Raw genomic sequence first — 16,149 nt, forward strand, 5'->3', positions numbered from 1 at the left:
ACTGGGCTTTTTCGTCAAATTAATTTAAAACACGTTTAGCTGCTGATGGATAAAAGTAAGCACTTATAGATTGCTTTCTTACCCCTTGACTAGGAGTTGCAGCATGCACATATTGTCCATCGCCAACATAAATACCAACATGGTAAGGAGCTGAGGCAGAACCCCAGAACAACAAGTCGCCTTTCTTAAGATGACTTAACGAAACCTTTTTACCCTTAGTAACTTGACCATAAGTAGTTCTAGGTAGTGTCTTTTTAGCAGCCTTTTTATAAACATATTGAGCTAAGCCAGAGCAGTCAAAGGCTGAAGGACCAGTAGCCCCATAAACGTAACTCTTACCAACTTGTTCTTTAGCAAGCTTAACTACGGCGTTACGTTTTTCTGTTTTGCTTTGACTAGCTGCTTGGACAGTTTGCGTTTGAAGTGGAACATTAATGAATGAAATTCCTGTAAAAAATACTGACAAAACTGTGGCAAACTTAACTAAACTACGTTTAAAACTCAATTTATTTCCCCTTAACACTTCTTATCTTTCAACGTTTTCTATATTACCGGAGAAATATTACAGTCTTGTTTTAAAATGACTACTATAAAATTAAGCAATGTAACAAAATCTGCTATTTCTTGTAAATTTTGCTTAACTTGAAAAACACTATAATTTTCTATATGTTTAATACGCGTGGTGCTAGTTAAATCTTTCTAGACAATAAGCCAAATTATAAGCTAAAATTGCAATTTCCAACCGGCTTTGAAAGCCTATCAGACTACGTGCTCGATTGTTCTCGGCATTGTAATAGGTCAGAAGCGAAAAGTCGCTTTCAATTGTTCTGCGAATAGCCATCAATTGATGATCATTGTGCTTTTTAGCTCCTGTCATATTTTTACGATATGGTGTCCAAAGTTCATAACCCATTTGTTTTAGCTGTTGATGCAGTTCTTTGCCTAAATAGCCTTCGTCGCCAAGAAGATAGTAATTAGATGGATGTGCATTTTCCATCAGTTCAACTGTCTCCTTGGCATCATGAACTGATGCTTTTGTTACGACATAATCAAGAATGTAACCGTCATCGCTAACAATGGCATGAACTTTGAAACCATAGAAGTAAATTTTCTTGGTGGCCTTATAACCAATGTTGGCATAACCGCGAAAAATTTTAGCACGATAGTTGCGAATTGGTTGGCAAACAGGTACCGGAAAGCTGTCAATGATCAAGAAATGTCCATTCAGGTCAACCTTTTTATTCATTTCTTGCCGTATCTGATAAATCAATTGCAATAGCTGACGTGAACGCCGATTAAAACGTGAGTGTGATAAACAATTGAAACATTCACAGAATCTTCTTTGTGATTCAATTCCTGTCTTAGCTTGCCAGATAAGTAAAGCCAAAATCAGACTGTCCGTAGTTTTAATTTGATCAATATTTCGCCGATGAGTAAACTCAGCCGGTGCATACAAACGATACCAGTGCCGACAAATTATCACTAAATCTTTAAAACTAACTTGTAAATGGTGGCTAAAACGCTTAAGCTTAAGGCAGTTCAATCAGATCAGACTCTTTTCTATTATTACTATTTACAAGTCGAGTCTAACAAGATTGGACTTTTTTATTAACTAAAACGATTTAACTAGCACCACGCGTATGCTTAATACATTAATTTAGGAGTTTTTTATTATGGATAAGATAGATAGTTATGTACGCCACTTTTTAATATTAATCGCGCTAATTTTAGGACTTTCACTCGTTTCAGAACTGCGCGAAATTATTGCCTATGACTCATCTACCATTGGCATTATCTCTTTAACTACTGCCATTATCTGCACTTTTGCCTCAGGTATTACATTGCAATTTCACAAGCTTAACTGGCTTACGATCAGTCTAATCTTAATTCTTTCTGCAATCGTAATTCTATTCTGGTTCAAGACCTATACTTTTGGTCTCGTTGTCAGCATTTTTCTGATTTATAACATCATTGTATTTTTGGTTTGTGTTATTAATCTAATTTTTCAAAAGGATGCTGAATGATTAAATCATATGCTTAAGCATAGGTAATACAATCCCAATTACCACTAATCCACCATTAAACAAAAAACTTATTAATTTCTTTTCAAAAAAGTATTTCTTCATAAAAAAGACCTTTCTATTATGAATAATCAAATCTTCGGGCTAAAATTCCGACAATTACGAAAACAACAACATATCACTTTAGCCAAAGCAGCAGCTGGTATAACTTCAAGACAGTCTCTAGGTAACTGGGAGATTGGCAAAGGCGAATTAGCATTTGAGAAAGTTTTACTGCTACTTAAAAAAATCAACGTCCAGCCAATAGACTTTTTAGAGAGTAGTATAAGTAGTTACCTTAAACAGACTACTTCACAAATCTCTGCAGTTTATGTTAGCAACCAAGTTGATAAATTATTGCATTATGCTACTAAGTATCTTGACATAAGCCATCGTAATCTTACAGACAGAGTTAGCTTTTTACGAGCCGCTGTGGCATGCAATTATTACATGGACTTAACAAATATAGATCTAACAACTAGTTCTGATAAACTACGGATCATCTCCCATTTTAATAAAATCATGAATGGAGAAGAAATCTGGAATTTTGAGGATATTTATTTTTTCGGAAATACACAAAATCTGATGAGTCCACGTGACGTTTATAATTTAGCCTATTCCTTAAATTATTATCGCCAAAAGCACAAAAACGATAATAGAGAATGGATCAATGCCGTTTATAATACCTTGATAAATGCTGAATTTGTACTTATAAAAACAAATATTAAATTGGCTACTGATTTAGACTTACTTTTAAGACAAAAGTGGGATTTACCAGATAATTATGCTTTCGAAAAAATTCGACAAAATTTTATGCATGAACTGCTAAAATATATTTCAACCCAAGATGAAAGTGCAATAACTCAACAACTGCACATTCTTGAATTAGAACACATATCCGATTTAAAAGCTGGTTTTGAAACAGCATATGAACAAGTAAAACAAATTTATTTTTCTCATTAAAAAATGCCAATATATTAGCATTTTAATTTTTATAATTATTATCCGTGCTAGTTTATGTTTATACAACAACTTAGATACTATCAGGCGGTGATCCATATGAAAAAGTTTTGGCATAGACAGCTCAAAGTCATTATTGCTGAGGGAATGTTATTAGTTTTTGACTACTACAACAATTTGATGTCAACATGAATGTTATGGTTTACAGTTGCTGTAGTAATTATTCAATTTCCGATTGCTTATCTTTATGAAAAGCACAAAATTAATAAATTCTAATTTTATCTAAACAAGGTATTAGAGATGTATGGCATGACTAGCATCATTGTGTTTATCGCTGTTACAATTATGGCGATATTCACCGCGATTAGCATCTATAAAATTATCAACTCATGCGTAACCTATAAAAAATATTATCCTTATCGTAAATTGGTAATGGTCACTCTAATTAGTCTCCCATGGATATTTTTAGTCTTCGCTTTTACTCTAGATTGGAGTACCTATATCACTTTAGTAATAGTCAGAATCCCATATACAATCATCTGGAGTTTATTAACTGCAGTTGGAATATATATTGATATCAAGATGCAAAACAATTATCGACATCACAGGAACAACAATGGACACTAAAATTTTAACAGCAATCATCTTAATTATCGTAGTAATTGTACTAACCTACTCACCATTTTATAAAAAATATCAACTATTTTATTTGAATAAAGTAGGCTATTGGGATATCCTAATCCAATTCCTAGTAATTGCAGGTATCAACTTCTTCATCGGTTTAAAATATGGTCTAGGAGCTCTTTTTCTATTAATTGTTCCTGTTCCATTAGATATTATTTTTCTAATCTCAATGATTTATTCCTACTTTAGAATTAGAAAATTGAAACGCAAATAACTCAAAAAACGCAGCCAACTAAAGCTCCGTTTTTTGATTGATCTTATTTTTCTTCTGTTTCGGCGTCAAATTCAAAGCCATCGCTGCCACAACCACAAGGATTGAACCAACCCAATCCATTGGCATCATTACTAAGTTAAAGAATATTACAGAACCTATCGTTGCAGAAAATGGCTCAAAAGCATCTAATAAACTTACAGTTGATGGGATTACATACCGCAGCGCGTTTGCCATAATTTGAAACGGAATAATCGTCCCAATTACAATAACTGCCGCAGTATACAGCCAAACTTCAGGCTTATTGGGAACTGCATGAAATTGCGGATCAATTATCAACAAACTGATTCCAGCAAAAATCATCCCCCAACCTGTTACAACCATACTAGAAACTTTTTTAACAATGTTAACTGGAATCAAAGTATAAGCAGCCTCACCAAAAGCGGATAAAATGCCCCAAAATAGTGCAACTGGCGTAATGGCCAAACGATTAAATTGACCATGAGTTGACAATAAAAACACGCCTAAAAAAGCACATAACGCCGCTATAATATCCAAGCGTCGCATCACTTGCTTATGCGTCAGTGTTAAATAACCTAACACAAAAAATGGACCGATAAACTGCAATATTGTTGCAATTGAAGCATTGGCAACCTGAATACACATGAAATAGAATAATTGCACTGGTAACAAGCCGAAAATTCCATATGCCAAAATAACTAGTGCGTCATGCTTATTTTTTAGCGTCCCCAGTGGCTTTTGCGTTAATGCTCCTGCTAAAAACAACAACACAATTCCTGAAACAATCAACCGAATTTGTGTTAACCACATTGGTGTAATCTTCGGACTAATATCAAACAATCCTTTAGCGAATAATCCTGACACACCCCACATTACAGCTGCCATTGCTGCTAGAAATGTCCACAATCTTCGTGTTTTTGCTGGTACCATCTCGTTCACCTTTTTCTTTCTCATTCACCTAATAATTAAACCACAAAAATAAGGATACCTACTGGGCATCCTCAACTTTATTGATGAGTTTTTTTAACTTTCTTTTTCTTAGGTGAAATATTCAAGGCCATAGCTGCCAGCACAACTAAAATCGAACCAATCCAGTCCATTGGGGTCATCACCAAACCAAAGCAAATAACTGAACCAACGGTTGCAGAAAAAGGCTCAAAAGCATCTAGCAAACTTGCCGTTGATGCCTTGATAAAGCGCAGCGAATTAGTCATTAATTGGAATGGAATCAGGGTTCCAATCACAATCACTGCCACCACATCTAGCCATACATGTGGCGTATTCGGAATATGCGGCATCTGTGGGTGCACAATCATTAGGCAAATTCCCGCTGACAGCAATCCCCAACCTGTAACGACTAAACTAGAAACTCGCTTCAACACACTGATTGGAATTAATGTATTGGTCGCAACTCCAACAGCTGAAAGCAAACCCCAGAATAGAACGCTAGGCGTTAAAGCAAAGTGATTAAAACGCCCATGTGTCGCCAGCAATACTACGCCAATAAAGGCACAGATGGCAGCAAGCACATCTATTCGCCGCATTACTTGCTTATGCGTTACAGCTAGGTAGCCCATTACAAAAAAGGGACCAACAAATTGTAAAATCGTGGCAATCGAAGCATTAGCTTGTTGTACTACAATAAAGTAAAACAATTGGACTGGTAATAAACCAAAAATCCCATATGCGATAATCGTCCACGCGTCATGCTTATTTTTCATTGTAGCGATTGGCTTTTGCTTTAATACGCCAGCTACAATTAACAAAATAATGCCTGAAGTTACCATTCTAATCTGTGATAGCCACATTGGTGTAATGTCAGGACTAGTATTAAATAGACTCTTAGCAAATAGACCTGATATTCCCCACATTACGCAAGCTAATCCAGCTAAAAAGGCCCACAGGCGCCGTTGTTTTTGTGTAACCATTCTTTTTAATCCCCAACTTTTCTAAAACTAACATACTCTATCATAACAAAAACGAGCTAGCTTGAACTAGTCCGTTAATTTTTTATTCATCGTTTTTCTTAATTGGGTTTCTGCTAGGCATTAGCTGCATGAATGTAGCAACAATAATTAAAAAGCCACCAAACATGTCCATTGGGCCAAAGTCCGCATGAAGCAGTGAAACTGACAGGATCGTTGCAATCAGTGGCTCGAAGGCTCCAAGCATCCCTACCGTACTTGGTTCAATATACTGCACACTAGATAAGTACATTGTATAAGCTAACAATGTTCCACCAATAATAATATAAACAATTACCCAAACATCAACTGGTGCAAGTTTTGGCATTGGTTGAGTGAAGTAAATTGGTAAAAAGGCAATGCCTGCAACCAACATTGCTGCGCCGATTACTGGAATCGGCCCATACTTTTTGAATAATTTCCCAGGTAATACTGTATTAATCGCTTCAGAAAAAGCCGCAATTAAGCCCCAGAAACAAGCAAGCGGTGATAAAGCAAGTTGATCGAATCTGCCACCTGTAGCCAAGATGAAGGTTCCTACAACTGCTACCACAATTGAAATCGCATCAATTCTTCATGGCCACATCTTACTTCTCAATGAAGAATATATAATTATGAAAACTGGCGCTAAAAATTGAATCATCGTACCCGATGCACCCCAAAAACAGGCACCGACAACAGCTAAAGTCAATCCTTTATAACGCTGATTCACATTCACACATCCTTTAGATTAATGTTTTTCATTGTAACATGGGCTAAAGGAAAAGTTCAATGCTTCTAAAGTTGATTTAATCTATATAACGTATAACCTGACACGCTAGCCAATAAGCCGATTGTAAAAAGCAACCAAGATTCTGGATGAAAGGCAATTAAAACAAGTGAAAGAAAGCCTGCTGCTAAACTAGAATTGCGTTCCATTCGCTTTTTGCCAAAAAGCAGACCACACATAATGCCAAACATAGTTAGCACATAAAATGAGTCAACTAACAGTAACAAATTCTCAATAATTGCTAGATCACTTGGCTTTACTTTTACACTCAAATCAGTAAAAATCTGAGCACAGCCAAAAAATACCATCACAAATGCAGCTAAGATCGTGATAAAGCTAATCGTACGAAAAACTGACTTCACCTTTTGAGTTGGCGTTTCATCGATAAAGGTTTTCAAGAAAAACTCGTGATCTTTTTTTGCTACTACAGCTCTGCCCGTCTTCTTGTCATACCAGTTCAATAGACCAGAACCAATTAGCATAATAGCAATCACAGCAAACTGGATGACAATTAAACGCATGAAAATTGGAAAGGCATAGATTACCGTCAATAACAAAATTACTACATAGATCAGCTCTGCATAAAGAAAGAAATGCAGACGCTGTTTATTTTTGAAAATAGTTTGGAATGTTTTTGAATTAGGATCTTGCATAAGACTTCTCCCCACTAAATCTTATTACGAAAACTCAACCAGAAATTTGCCCCACTGAGAATCAAGCCAATAACAGTAGCTACTTGCATGCTTGGCTGCATGAAAAGCAAGATCAGTGATAAAACAACAGTTAAAACGCTAGACGCACGAATTAATTTACGATTTCCACCTAAAATACCGACCTCCACACAAAAGAGTAGAACAACATATAGGCCATCACCAATCAGCCAAACATTTTCAAAGAGATTGGCAAAATTACCTGTAAGCGGCTTAGCCAAAATGTCAGTCCAAAGCTGACGTGCAAAAGCAATACTTAAACCGATATTTGCCCAAAAGAGCAAGAATTCAAATAAGCGAAGAAATACGTTTTTAGTAAATCTAATACTAGTCAGTGTTTCCCAGAATGTATCGTGTTTTTTAATCACTATCCTTCGATCAAGAAAGGCACCAATTGAATAATAAATCAGAATTGCAATCCCTTGAAATGCAATCAAATGCATAAAAACTTTAAAGTCAAACATCAATGTGAATAGTAAAACTACTACATAAGCTAACTCAAAATATAATACACAGCGACTAAACTTTCGCTCGCTAAGCCAGTGCTTCAATTCTCTTTTATTCATATGATCACTAATATTGCCATTCATATTCTCACTCTCTTTTAATAATTATCTAATTATGCGAAAATTGTATAATGATTTCAAAATTTTGTCTAGTCCTTTTATAATTGATTTAGTAAATATTTTTCGAGGTAAATTATGAATTATCCCATTTTAATTACTATTTTGATCTTCTTGCTGTGCTTTGGCCGATTCATTTGGATCATTACTCACGAACGTCGTTCCTTACGCGCTGGAGTTAGCTTAGTTATCACCTTATTTAGTTTTTTATTTTTAGGTGTAGTCATTCTGGTTAATATCGCTGACCTTGATCCACATTACAAAGACTGGATTTTGCCATTATTTGTGATTGCGCTATTTGCTGTGATGGCTGGAACGATTATCTTTGCATTAACTTTGATCATTATGTTTTTCTACGATGGCATTAAAATCATTATCAAAGAAGGAAACCGCTGGACAAATTATCTTTCTCTGGGCATGGGGATTTCCATTATCTTCTTCCTATTTTTATATCCTCTTGTGGGACGAATTAGTCATGATAGCTGGTTAAAAGTATCCCTATATTTTTCTATGGCTAGTCATCATCTACTTAGTCACTATCATGATGATGTATACTTTAACTTCTTGGATTAATTTAATTAATTGGCACATGCCGCACTTAGACTACATCGTAGTGTTAGGCGCTGGCATTATGGTAACAAAGGTAACACCACTTCTGGCAGCAAGAATTTCCCGGGGAATAGAAATTTATCACAAAAATCCTGGCTCTAAGTTAATCATGTCTGGTGGCCAAGGACCTAGTGAAAACATTCCTGAAGCAGTTGCTATGGCTGAATATGCTGAAAAACTGGGTATTAATAAAAACGATATTATTATCGAAAATAAATCCAAAACTACCCAGCAGAACTTGCAATTCTCACATGCACTGATGAAACCAAATAGTTGCTTTTGTATTGTAACCAGCTCCTACCATGTGTATCGCGCTCTGGTTTTAGCTAAACGTCAAGGACTCAAGTGTACTGGTTATGGTGCCAAAACTAAGTGGTATTTTACTTTAAATGCTTTTGTGCGTGAATTCATTGCATATCTGGTAATTACTAAGAAAATGCAATTGACTATCATCGGTTTTCTAGCAGCTATCATGATTGCTGCTGCCGCATTTCATTTTTAATTTATTGCGTTAAGTTGAGAAACTTAGCGTTTTTTATTGATTTATCTTTTAATTTTTTTATAATTATAGTCAAATCTATAGAAAGCAAGGTGTAACTATGAGGATTCGTAAAAACAACTTGTCAAACTGTCATTAGTCAGGATGACGAGTCCTGACTTTTTCAAAAAAGCAGGTTACTTATGTCAGAAACAAAATTCAATAAAACTCTTCTTAGTGTCAGTCATGTGGATTTTTCCTACCCTAAGCGCAATTTATTCACCGATCTAAATTTTTCTATTGCTAATGGTGAACGTGTTGCTCTAGTTGGGCCTAATGGAATTGGTAAATCTACACTAATTGACCTAATTCGTAAGCAAATCCAACCAGATGATGGACAGATTATTTGTCACGGTGAAATTAATTATGTACCTCAAGTCAATGATCAAACTGTAATTAATGACTCAAAGAGCGCTGGTGAAAAGCGATTAGATTTAATTGAAAATACTATTTGGCTTCCTGGTTCTCTTCTCTTATTGGACGAGCCGACAGTTTACTTAGATGACACAAATATCCAGAATTTACTCTACTTACTCAAGAATTATGATGGAGCAATTCTAGTAGCTAGCCATGATCTGGATTTTATCAACCAACTATGTGAGAGAACTATTATTCTGCAGCCAAATAATGCAGTTTATTACCCAGGAAATTACGCACAGTATCTCGAACAAAAACAATTAGATAAACAAGCCGTACACAATTTTAACGAAAAGCGAGATATATTAAAGCAACAAATTACTGAAAAAGTCTCTACTTTAAAGCAAAAAAGTACTGACTATAATCATTTTGCTAAAACACAAGACAATACTGGTCGCTATCCTTCGCGAAGCCATGATCATGTCCAAAAAGGATTAAATAGTCGGCTTAAGCGAGCTGAACGTGAACTGGCTAAACTTCCAGAGAAACAGCACCTATATCAACATCAACTTAAACTTCCTGAATTTAAAAAGTGGCCGACTAAAATACATAATTACTCTATCAAAATAGATCAATTACTCAGTCCCCAAAATAAGACTTTATTATCTAATACACAGTTAAACTTGCAAACAGCCGATATTATTGGATTAATCGGCCCCAACGGCTGCGGTAAAACAACATTGCTCAAATATTTAGAACACTACATTAATCAGCAGCAATCTTTGCCACCAGCCAGCTATATTGGTTTAAATACGACTAAACAAAAGAAACCTGCCACAGTAGCAGATTTCTTTCACGAGACTATTTTGAGCAAAACTGAAGTTAAGCGTCTTTTAGTTAAAATGGATATGTTTGTCGATTTGACTACAAGACTCACGGATTTGAGTGGTGGCGAATTTGCTAAATTAGCATTAATCAAGCAGCTATACCTTGAACAAGAATCTATTCTATTACTTGATGAGCCAACTAACTATCTTGATCCAGAAAGTGTGACGGCCTTGGCCCAAATGCTAAAACAGTCGCATCTCACTTGTATTATTGCATCCCACAATTGCAAATTTTTAACCCAATTTTGCCAACAAATCTATAAAATTAAGCAGCAAAGACTAATTGAATTGCATTAAAGCATTTCTCTTAAACATATATTTGCTAAGCATATCCTTTACTATCCCCATCTATATTAATGAAGATCACATTTGGTGCTGCAGAAGTTTGGTGCGTTTCTTTATTATATTTACCACCATAATACTCATAACGAGGTTTTCCCTTGCCAAAAGGATCTATTCGGCAAAGAAAGATCACATATGTCGCTTTGAATTCTTTTTCTGGACAGCCACCTAGCCCGCCATAGATTATTTCTTCCTGATAAGCGTTGGCAACTTCCAGAATGTTTTCTCCTGGTTCTTGCGACCCTACTTGAATGATTAACCCGTATTTATTGCGCCTATTGTCTCGCGCAATTACATGTACGATTGCTTTTTCATCTAAGACATTTCTATTTGGATCATCAAGTGATTTTGCTTCCTGAATATTGAGTTCAGGAAGCATTCTTTGTACTGCTGAAAGAAGCTGATCATTATACTTCTTCATAATTCCTGCGGCCAAGTGATCCACCATTGCCGGTGACATTTCATTTTCTAACATAAAAAAATCCTCATTTCTAAAAATCTGAGAGTTTTATCCCCCTATTACTTATTACGCAAAAAAACGCAAAAATTTTTTTCAGAAAATGAAGATTTTTCAATTTTTTAGTTTTCTTTTCTAAAAAATGGACTGAGTAGCGATACAAGCAGGCCGTAAATAAAATACCAGCGATAAATATCTGCCAAGTCTTGATTTTGAATCCACAAAATTATTGCAATTACTGTCAGTAAGCCACCTAAAAAGATTGTTGAACCCATATTTTTATCAGTAAAGAAGCTGATAGCAGCACCTAAGGTAATTAACGCTACCAAACTATAAATTACGATAATCACTGGTCCTTTAGTCTGAACGTTAACATCAAGCATTGGTGCGTTAGTAAACAGCTGCCACACGATAAAACCAGCTAATGCAATGCCACATAGCAATACTAGTAATCTAAAAACAAAAGTTAAAGTCTTTTTCATTATTTTTCTCCTGTATGCATAATAATACTAGTATAACAGCATTACTGTTGCATATGAAAAGCGCTTGGATTTTTCCAAACGCTTTTTTACTATTCTTTTGCTTGCATAAATTGTTTTCTAGTGATGTATTTGATTGATTTAACGTATTGCCCCTTGTGTTGAATTGAAATATATTGGCCTGATGGATCGTAGCCACCGACTTTCTTTAACGATATATTCTTTTTAGTCTTAAGATTGTATGCTTTTACGTTGTAATACTGTTGTGTACCTTTATTTACCTTAGCATAACTTATTTCCTGAGAAATAAATGGATTTAATCTATCAGTAAAAGAGTTATGAAATGAAAAAATGCAGATTACTCCCACTACTAGCACTAGTGCCGTTACAAATGCGGTTTTAATAGTACTTTTATTCATAATATTCACCTTCATCGTTCAACTATTGTTATACTAAAATAGTACACCCATTCAGTTACTTTAACAATTGTTTCTAGCAAAAAAACGCTTGGAAAATTCCAAGCGTCTTTCACTTAATCATCTAAACCAAGTTTTTCGAAAATTTCATCAACATGACGCAAATGATAGTGATAATCAAATGCATCATCAATATCTTCCTTGGATAGGTAATTCATAATTTCACTGTTTTCAACCAACGGCTTAAACTGCTTTTGCTCATTCCATGATTTAGCAGTTAGCTTCTGTACCATATCATAAGCTTTTTCACGAGATAGACCTGCTTCATCGATCAACTTAAGCAACACTCGTTGAGAGTAAATTAATCCGTATGTACGATCCATATTCTTAAGCATCGTTTCAGGGAATACATCTAAGTTAGTCAAAATTCGATTGAAGCGGTGCAACATGTAGTCAATTCCGATCGTCGTATCAGGCAAGATAACCCGCTCTGCACTAGAGTGTGAAATATCACGTTCATGCCATAACGCTACATCCTCGTATGCTGTAACGACATGTCCACGCATTACTCGAGCCATTCCACAGAGGTTTTCTGAGCCAATTGGGTTACGCTTGTGTGGCATTGCAGATGATCCCTTTTGGCCAGCACGGAAATGTTCCTCAACTTCATGAATTTCACTGCGCTGCAAGCCACGAATTTCTGTCGCCCAATTTTCAATACTAGTAGCAATCAATGCTAATGTCGCAATGTATTCTGCATGCAAATCACGAGGCAATACTTGACTAGTAATTGGCTGTTGTGTCAAACCTAATTGCTTCATTACGCTAGTTTCAACTGCAGGTGGAACATTAGCAAAAGTACCAACAGCACCCGAAATTTTGCCAGATTCAACGCCTTTTGCGGCGTGTTCAAATCGTTCAATATCACGATTGATTTCTGCGTACCAGCGAGCAATCTTGAGACCAAATGTAGTTGGTTCAGCCTGAACGCCATGTGTACGTCCCATTTCTACTGTGTACTTATACTTTTTAGCCTTTTCTGCAATAGTTGCTTTTAATTCGTGCAGATCTTTTCTGATAATCTCATCAGCTTGTTTAAGTAAGTAGCCTTGAGCAGTATCAACCACATCAGTTGAAGTCAAACCAAAGTGCACCCATTTTTTCTCAGAGCCAAGGCTTTCAGACACAGTTCTAGTAAAAGCAACCACGTCATGGTGGGTTACTTGCTCAAGCTCAGCCACACGCTTTGCAGTAAAGCTTGCATTCTTAGCAATCTTCTCCGCATCTGCTTCTGGCACTTCACCGAGTTCTGCCCAAGCCTTTGTTGCGGCAATTTCTACTTCAAGCCAAGCTGCATATTTATTTTCGTCTGTCCAAATTTCCCCCATTTCTGGGCGAGTATAACGTTCAAGCATAAATTACATTTCCCATGGATTCTTCAAAACAATAGTTTGTTCACGATCTGGACCAACTGAAACAGTTACCAAAGGAACGCCAACCAACTCTGAAACGCGGTTCAAGAATTTCTTAGCATTTTCTGGAAGAGCGTCCCAAGTCTTAACTTGAGTAATATTTTCATCCCAAGCTGGAAGTTCTTCATATACAGGCTTACATCTGTATAATTCCTTCAAACTTGCTGGATAATAATCAATCTTTTCACCATCAAGTTCATATGCAGTACAAATCTTGATCTTGTCAAAGCCTGAAAATACATCAAGCAAGTTCAAGCTAAGGCCATTGATACCAGCAACACGCTTTGAGTGACGCAATGCAACGGAGTCAAACCAACCAACACGACGTGGACGACCAGTAACAGTACCGTATTCATGAGCAGTTTCACGAATACGGTCACCAACTTCATCAAGCAATTCAGTTGGGAAAGGACCGGCACCAACACGAGTAGTGTAAGCCTTGCAGACACCAATTACAGTATCAAGACGATTAGCACCTATACCAATACCTGAACAAATACCACCAGAAATAGTATTAGATGAGGTTACAAATGGATAAGTACCTTCATCAATATCAAGCATCACACCTTGCGCACCTTCAAATAAAACTTTCTTATTTTGGTCAAGTGCATCATTCACTAAGACAGAAGTATCAGTTACATACTTCTTCATTCTTTGACCATATTCATAGTATTTATCAAAAATGTCTTCAAATTTAAGTGCTGGCTTACCATAAACCTTAGTAAATAATTCATTCTTTACTTCAAGGTTAGCACGCAATTTTTCTTCAAAGGTGTCTTTTTCAAGCAAATCACAAACGCGGATTCCAATTCTTGAAGCCTTGTCCATGTAAGTTGGTCCAATACCATTCTTAGTAGTACCAATCTTGTTAGCCCCCTTAGCTTCTTCTTGATATTCATCTTGCTTAATATCATAAGGCATAATGATGTGGGCACGATTAGAAATTCTCAAGCCACTAGTATCAATGCCACTCTTTTCAAGATTTTCTAATTCGCCAAACATTACTTCTGGATTGATTACGACACCATTACCAATAACTGTATTGTCCTTGGCTGCAAAAATACCAGAAGGAATTAAACGCATCTTGAAAGTTTGACCATTAATATCAATAGTATGACCTGCGTTGTTACCACCATTTGAACGAACTGCAACTGCAGCATCCTTACTCAAAAAGTCAGTAATCTTTCCCTTACCTTCATCGCCCCATTGGCTTCCTACGACTGCGACTGCTGTCATTTAAAATTCACCTCATAAAAATCTCTATAAATATTACGTATGCTAGTCTAGCAATTAATTTACAAATAATCAATATAAAATCCGAATTATTTTATTTTTAAATTATTTCATAGTTCGATTTTCATATTGACAAACACAAATTATTCCCATATAGTATGTCTCGGTCAACAAACAAGATTAAAGGGAGCAGTTTTAAAATGAGTAACTACTTTAGTATGGAAGCCTTTGACTATGATGATATTCAACTTGTACCTAATAAGGGTATCATCAAAAGCCGTCGTGATGCAGATACCAGTGTCAAATTCGGAAACCGAACATTTAAAATACCGGTTGTTCCTGCCAATATGGAAAGTGTCATTGATGATAACCTTGCTATTTGGCTAGCCCAAAACGATTATTATTACGTAATGCATCGTTTTGAACCCGAAAAGAGAATTCCCTTCATCAAAATGATGCATCAAAAAGGATTATTTGCATCTATTTCGGTCGGCATTAAAGACAGTGAATATGATTTTATTGATGAATTAGTCAAGGAAAACCTTAAACCAGAATATATTACTATTGATGTAGCTCATGGTCACTCCGTTTACGTGATTAAGATGATCAAGTATATTAAGGAAAAATTACCTGATTCATTTTTAACAGCGGGCAATATTGCTACGCCAGAAGCCGTACGTGAACTCGAAAATGCAGGCGCCGACGCAACCAAGGTTGGTGTGGGACCTGGTAAAGCATGTATTACGAAATTGAAGACTGGCTTTGGTACTGGTGGTTGGCAATTAGCCGCATTAAGAATGTGCAGTAAATCTGCTTCTAAGCCATTAATTGCCGACGGTGGGATTCGTCATAACGGCGATATCGCTAAGTCAATTCGTTTTGGCGCTACCATGGTTATGATTGGTTCAATGCTGGCCGGTCATGAAGAATCACCTGGTAATGTAATCAAAATTAATGGTAAAACTTACAAGCAATACTGGGGCTCAGCCTCTGAGGTTCAAAAAGGTGCTTACAAAAATGTAGAAGGTAAGCAAATGTTAGTGCCATACCGTGGCTCAATTAAGGATACTTTAAAAGAAATGAAGGAAGACTTGCAGTCATCCATCTCATACGCTGGTGGTCGCGATCTTAATTCCATTAAGTTAGTCGACTACGTAATCGTTAAAGACAATATTTTTGATGGTGATAAGTAATTTTAATAAAGTTTTTGCATTTTTATTATTTTCCTGTTAAGAATATTACGATAATATAGTATTATCTATCTTTTTTCGATAGAATAATATAGGTCGAGTTATTGTAGGGTAGTCAATAACTCGGCTTTTTTTGATTATTTTTTAAAAACGATTGGACAGAGTTT

17 protein-coding genes and 1 pseudogene are annotated in these 16,149 nt (G+C 36.0%); 6 read left to right on the forward strand and 12 right to left on the reverse strand.

Annotated features, from left to right (window positions below; genetic code table 11):
• Positions 1-19: 19 nt before the first annotated feature.
• Positions 20-505, reverse strand: a complete 486-nt coding sequence (locus J6L97_RS10400) for a C40 family peptidase (RefSeq protein ID WP_013087013.1) — start codon at positions 503-505, stop codon at positions 20-22.
• Between the two features lie 180 nt (positions 506-685).
• Positions 686-1,543, reverse strand: a complete 858-nt coding sequence (locus J6L97_RS10405; protein WP_118992340.1) for an IS982 family transposase — start codon at positions 1,541-1,543, stop codon at positions 686-688.
• A 130-nt stretch (positions 1,544-1,673) separates the two neighbouring features.
• Between J6L97_RS10405 and J6L97_RS10410 the strand changes: the two genes are divergently transcribed.
• The 3 genes from J6L97_RS10410 (at position 1,674) to J6L97_RS10420 (ending at position 3,918) form a co-directional block, all read left to right on the forward strand.
• Positions 1,674-2,024: a hypothetical protein gene (locus J6L97_RS10410; RefSeq protein ID WP_054832808.1), complete on the forward strand. Its 351-nt coding sequence runs from the start codon at positions 1,674-1,676 to the stop codon at positions 2,022-2,024.
• Between the two features lie 120 nt (positions 2,025-2,144).
• A complete protein-coding gene (locus tag J6L97_RS10415; RefSeq protein WP_013087015.1) occupies positions 2,145-3,023 on the forward strand; it encodes a helix-turn-helix domain-containing protein in 879 nt (292 codons plus the stop codon).
• Between the two features lie 613 nt (positions 3,024-3,636).
• The gene (locus tag J6L97_RS10420) at positions 3,637-3,918 is read left to right on the forward strand and encodes a hypothetical protein (RefSeq protein WP_057726668.1); all 282 of its coding nucleotides are present in this window, start codon (positions 3,637-3,639) and stop codon (positions 3,916-3,918) included.
• Positions 3,919-3,936: 18 nt separating this feature from the next.
• Here the strand turns inward: J6L97_RS10420 and J6L97_RS10425 are convergent, their stop codons facing one another.
• The 5 genes from J6L97_RS10425 to J6L97_RS10445 all read right to left on the reverse strand — a co-directional run bounded on the left by J6L97_RS10425 (position 3,937) and on the right by J6L97_RS10445 (position 7,969).
• Positions 3,937-4,866: an EamA family transporter gene (locus J6L97_RS10425; protein WP_057726669.1), complete on the reverse strand. Its 930-nt coding sequence runs from the start codon at positions 4,864-4,866 to the stop codon at positions 3,937-3,939.
• 77 nt (positions 4,867-4,943) lie between these two features.
• Positions 4,944-5,864 (reverse strand): EamA family transporter, encoded by a 921-nt coding sequence (locus J6L97_RS10430; protein WP_023487737.1) that lies wholly within the window; start codon positions 5,862-5,864, stop codon positions 4,944-4,946.
• Between the two features lie 82 nt (positions 5,865-5,946).
• Complete coding sequence (locus tag J6L97_RS10435; protein WP_223876356.1) at positions 5,947-6,453, reverse strand: DMT family transporter; 507 nt, start codon at positions 6,451-6,453, stop codon at positions 5,947-5,949.
• 224 nt (positions 6,454-6,677) lie between these two features.
• Positions 6,678-7,322: a hypothetical protein gene (locus tag J6L97_RS10440; RefSeq protein WP_023487739.1), complete on the reverse strand. Its 645-nt coding sequence runs from the start codon at positions 7,320-7,322 to the stop codon at positions 6,678-6,680.
• Between the two features lie 14 nt (positions 7,323-7,336).
• Positions 7,337-7,969, reverse strand: a complete 633-nt coding sequence (locus J6L97_RS10445) for a hypothetical protein (RefSeq protein WP_005721854.1) — start codon at positions 7,967-7,969, stop codon at positions 7,337-7,339.
• Positions 7,970-8,080: 111 nt separating this feature from the next.
• Between J6L97_RS10445 and J6L97_RS10450 the strand changes: the two are divergent.
• Both J6L97_RS10450 and J6L97_RS10455 read left to right on the forward strand, forming a co-directional pair.
• A pseudogene (locus J6L97_RS10450) lies at positions 8,081-9,113 on the forward strand (YdcF family protein).
• 179 nt (positions 9,114-9,292) lie between these two features.
• Positions 9,293-10,690: an ATP-binding cassette domain-containing protein gene (locus J6L97_RS10455; protein WP_057726670.1), complete on the forward strand. Its 1,398-nt coding sequence runs from the start codon at positions 9,293-9,295 to the stop codon at positions 10,688-10,690.
• Positions 10,691-10,715: 25 nt separating this feature from the next.
• Here the strand turns inward: J6L97_RS10455 and J6L97_RS10460 are convergent, their stop codons facing one another.
• The 5 genes from J6L97_RS10460 to J6L97_RS10480 all read right to left on the reverse strand — a co-directional run bounded on the left by J6L97_RS10460 (position 10,716) and on the right by J6L97_RS10480 (position 14,795).
• Positions 10,716-11,210: a hypothetical protein gene (locus tag J6L97_RS10460; protein WP_023487742.1), complete on the reverse strand. Its 495-nt coding sequence runs from the start codon at positions 11,208-11,210 to the stop codon at positions 10,716-10,718.
• A gap of 104 nt (positions 11,211-11,314) precedes the next feature.
• Positions 11,315-11,674 (reverse strand): hypothetical protein, encoded by a 360-nt coding sequence (locus J6L97_RS10465; RefSeq protein WP_005720016.1) that lies wholly within the window; start codon positions 11,672-11,674, stop codon positions 11,315-11,317.
• Positions 11,675-11,763: 89 nt separating this feature from the next.
• Positions 11,764-12,090: a YxeA family protein gene (locus J6L97_RS10470; RefSeq protein WP_223875832.1), complete on the reverse strand. Its 327-nt coding sequence runs from the start codon at positions 12,088-12,090 to the stop codon at positions 11,764-11,766.
• Positions 12,091-12,203: 113 nt separating this feature from the next.
• Positions 12,204-13,502, reverse strand: a complete 1,299-nt coding sequence (gene purB, locus J6L97_RS10475; protein ID WP_023487744.1) for an adenylosuccinate lyase — start codon at positions 13,500-13,502, stop codon at positions 12,204-12,206.
• A 3-nt stretch (positions 13,503-13,505) separates the two neighbouring features.
• Positions 13,506-14,795, reverse strand: coding sequence for an adenylosuccinate synthase (locus J6L97_RS10480; RefSeq protein ID WP_023487745.1), 1,290 nt, complete (start codon positions 14,793-14,795; stop codon positions 13,506-13,508).
• A gap of 197 nt (positions 14,796-14,992) precedes the next feature.
• Between J6L97_RS10480 and J6L97_RS10485 the strand changes: the two genes are divergently transcribed.
• Positions 14,993-15,985 (forward strand): GMP reductase, encoded by a 993-nt coding sequence (locus tag J6L97_RS10485; protein ID WP_013087027.1) that lies wholly within the window; start codon positions 14,993-14,995, stop codon positions 15,983-15,985.
• The last annotated feature ends 164 nt before the right edge of the window (positions 15,986-16,149 follow it).

Source organism: Lactobacillus crispatus (genome assembly GCF_018987235.1).
Classification (GTDB): Bacteria; Bacillota; Bacilli; order Lactobacillales; family Lactobacillaceae; genus Lactobacillus; species Lactobacillus crispatus.

What these genes read in the sequence shown, in the direction of transcription:
- J6L97_RS10410 (WP_054832808.1), top strand. Translation starts at nt 1,674, where the DNA reads ATGGATAAGATAGATAGTTATGTACGCCACTTTTTAATATTAATCGCG.
- J6L97_RS10415 (WP_013087015.1), top strand. Translation starts at nt 2,145, where the DNA reads ATGAATAATCAAATCTTCGGGCTAAAATTCCGACAATTACGAAAACAA.
- J6L97_RS10420 (WP_057726668.1), top strand. Translation starts at nt 3,637, where the DNA reads ATGGACACTAAAATTTTAACAGCAATCATCTTAATTATCGTAGTAATT.
- J6L97_RS10425 (WP_057726669.1), bottom strand. Translation starts at nt 4,866, where the DNA reads ATGGTACCAGCAAAAACACGAAGATTGTGGACATTTCTAGCAGCAATG.
- J6L97_RS10430 (WP_023487737.1), bottom strand. Translation starts at nt 5,864, where the DNA reads ATGGTTACACAAAAACAACGGCGCCTGTGGGCCTTTTTAGCTGGATTA.
- J6L97_RS10440 (WP_023487739.1), bottom strand. Translation starts at nt 7,322, where the DNA reads ATGCAAGATCCTAATTCAAAAACATTCCAAACTATTTTCAAAAATAAA.
- J6L97_RS10445 (WP_005721854.1), bottom strand. Translation starts at nt 7,969, where the DNA reads ATGAATGGCAATATTAGTGATCATATGAATAAAAGAGAATTGAAGCAC.
- J6L97_RS10455 (WP_057726670.1), top strand. Translation starts at nt 9,293, where the DNA reads ATGTCAGAAACAAAATTCAATAAAACTCTTCTTAGTGTCAGTCATGTG.
- J6L97_RS10460 (WP_023487742.1), bottom strand. Translation starts at nt 11,210, where the DNA reads ATGTTAGAAAATGAAATGTCACCGGCAATGGTGGATCACTTGGCCGCA.
- J6L97_RS10465 (WP_005720016.1), bottom strand. Translation starts at nt 11,674, where the DNA reads ATGAAAAAGACTTTAACTTTTGTTTTTAGATTACTAGTATTGCTATGT.
- J6L97_RS10470 (WP_223875832.1), bottom strand. Translation starts at nt 12,090, where the DNA reads ATGAATAAAAGTACTATTAAAACCGCATTTGTAACGGCACTAGTGCTA.
- purB (WP_023487744.1), bottom strand. Translation starts at nt 13,502, where the DNA reads ATGCTTGAACGTTATACTCGCCCAGAAATGGGGGAAATTTGGACAGAC.
- J6L97_RS10480 (WP_023487745.1), bottom strand. Translation starts at nt 14,795, where the DNA reads ATGACAGCAGTCGCAGTCGTAGGAAGCCAATGGGGCGATGAAGGTAAG.
- J6L97_RS10485 (WP_013087027.1), top strand. Translation starts at nt 14,993, where the DNA reads ATGAGTAACTACTTTAGTATGGAAGCCTTTGACTATGATGATATTCAA.